At 65.1% G+C, this 2451-nt stretch carries 2 protein-coding genes; both read left to right on the forward strand.

Going from position 1 to position 2451, the window contains the following annotated elements; genetic code table 11:
• Positions 1–375 precede the first annotated feature (375 nt).
• Positions 376–1293 (forward strand): dihydrolipoamide S-succinyltransferase, encoded by a 918-nt coding sequence (locus IF45_RS0131005; protein ID WP_242534404.1) that lies wholly within the window; start codon positions 376–378, stop codon positions 1291–1293.
• Positions 1290–1874, forward strand: a complete 585-nt coding sequence (locus IF45_RS0131010; protein WP_030310938.1) for a hypothetical protein — start codon at positions 1290–1292, stop codon at positions 1872–1874. The genes IF45_RS0131005 and IF45_RS0131010 overlap by 4 nt, the downstream gene beginning before the upstream one ends.
• Positions 1875–2451 lie beyond the last annotated feature (577 nt).

Consider the following 2451-nt stretch of genomic DNA (forward strand, 5'->3'; position numbering starts at 1 on the left):
GCCCCCGCCCCCGTCGCCGGGCCGACGCCCGCCGTTCCCGTCCCCGCGCCTGCCTCAGGGTCTGGCTCGGCGTCTGGCTCGGCCACCTCGGCCGTGCCTGTGCCCCCTGCGTCTGACCCTGCCGTGCCCGTTGCGTCCGCCCCCGCGCCGGCTGAGGCCGACGCCGCACCCGCCTCGGCCGCTGCGCCCGTCCCTGCCACTCCGGCCGCTGCGCCCGAGCCCGCCTCCCTACCCGCCGCACCTGCCCCGGCCGTGCGCGCCGCGTCTGCGTCTGTGTCTGCCGTTCCGGTCGTGCGTGCTGTGCCCAGCTCGTCTCGGCCTGCCCCCCGTCGTGTGGCTCCTGCGGGATCTGTGCCTGATCTTGTTCGTGAGCGTGTGGCTGTTGCTGTTGCTGAGGCGGGTGGTGATGTTGATGCGGCGCGGGCTGTGCTGATCAAGCGTGCGGTGCCCGACGTGATGGCGTTGTTCGCGGCTTCTCGTGTGGGTGGCCGGTACGAGCACAGCGAGTTCCCTCCGACCGCGGGCATTCTTCAGAAGCGTCGTCAGAAGGGCGCTGACGAGGTCTGGGAGGGCCGGCCGAAGTGGCGTGCAGCTGACCTCCACCGTGCCGCTCGCGCAGGTCACATCACCGTGGACGTGACTGTCCTGGACATGAACGCCGCCTATCTGGCGGCGTTGAAGACGTGGCTGCCCATCGGGAAGCTGACGCACTCCGAGGGCGATCAGCACGACCCTAAACGTAGCGGTGTGCACCTGGTCGACCCGGGCGAGTGGACCACCCCCGACCTGCCCTCCCCGCTGGGGTCGCGACAGGAGCCAGGGCCTCTCTGGATCACCGAACCCACCCTCAGAGCCCTGATCCGCTGCGCCAGGATGGGCCTCTGTACCCCGCCGAGGATCCTGGAGTCGTGGACTTCCGGAGCTTCTGAAGGGCTTCTGGAGAAAATGCGGCGGGGCCTCGTCACGGTCAGGGACGAGGCTATCGCCGATAACGACGAAGTGACCACGGAATACGTCAAGTCGATGTATTCTAAGTTCGTCTCCACTATCGGTGAGAGTGCGGCGAACCGAGAAATCCGGCGGCCGGACTGGATGCACATCATCCGCAGTCAGGCATTCGTGAACCTGTGGCTCAAAGCATACAAGGCACACAAGGCCGGTCTCACCGTCGTACAGATGAGCGGAACCGACGAACTACACGTGTCCGGCAACTGGCAGGAAATCTTCCCCGAAGGCCGCGGACTCAGCCAGGTAAAAGCCAAAAACACCTACACGCTGGGAGGAAATGAGTGAGCGGCGCAAGCGACCTGTGGGGAGAATTCGGCAAACACCACGCACAAGGCCAGAAAGGCGCACAAGCACTCGGCCAGGAGATCGAACGCATCGCCCGCCAGGGCGGCATCACCTCACCCGTGACCACCACCCGCGGCCTGCGTGCACGCCTGCGCTACCTCGACAGCCCAGCCGGCCGCCGGGCCCTTGCCGAACACGGTGTCTCCCACCGTCTACTCCGCGCCTGGGCGGCCGGCCGTACTCCCAGCCGGGCGAAGCTGGCGGCTGTCGATGCCGCGTACTGGGGTCGCCGCCGAGAGAATCTGGTCCGGTCGGGTGCGCTTAAGCGGCTCCTTGACAACGAGGGCCGGGGTCGCCGCATCGAGATCTATCCTGTGGACCAATCAGCGGTGCCGGAGAAGCGGAAGCGGGTCATCTCTCAGCGAACAGTCACCGCCCGCTACATCTGGGATGATGCGGTCGGCGCATGGGCGTCCGGAGATCTCAATACGCTCGATGAAATCTGGGATGACGTGATCTCAGACCTTGACTCCGACTATGCGGCTTACGCATACGTCGAGTCCATCGGAATCAGCGCGTAGTACTAAGGAATGGGTGTGGCCCGGCAGAACTGCCGGGCCACACCCATTCCTTGACCCAAACGATGTAACGGTCATGCGGTCTCCGCCCTGCATGTGAGAAAGCACAGAAAGGCTACAGTGAGGCCCTGACGCGCTCCCACGAGGGAAAGTGTTGACAGGTGGACCGATAGGCGCCAGCGGGGGCCGCGAAAGTGATCTGAGGGGTAATTAGGTTTCTCCCCTGCGGGCACCTTCTCTGCTGATCGAAAATCAGATCCTGACCCGTCTCATGCTAAGTGGTGTAGACCAGTTGGCAAGCTCCGGAAGGACACTTTCTTGACGGTACGTCAGATAACGTCACCCCGCCATGGAGGCTAGGAGACCGCATACTGTAACGGCTTCACCGAGCGATCGGGGAAGGGCCCGGGATGGCCGGCCTCAAGCTCATCAAGCACCAGGACCACGAGACTACCCATCAGAAACCCCCTGCCACGAGTAGTTTGAGAAGAGCCACCACCGCCCCACCACCTCGTAGCCAGCCAGGGGCCGGCCGGAGGCCGGCTTTAGGGCCGAAGGCCCGGAGTGGTCACCGAAGGTG

The organism is Streptomyces albidoflavus, from assembly GCF_000719955.1.
GTDB lineage: Bacteria > Actinomycetota > Actinomycetes > Streptomycetales > Streptomycetaceae > Streptomyces > Streptomyces albidoflavus.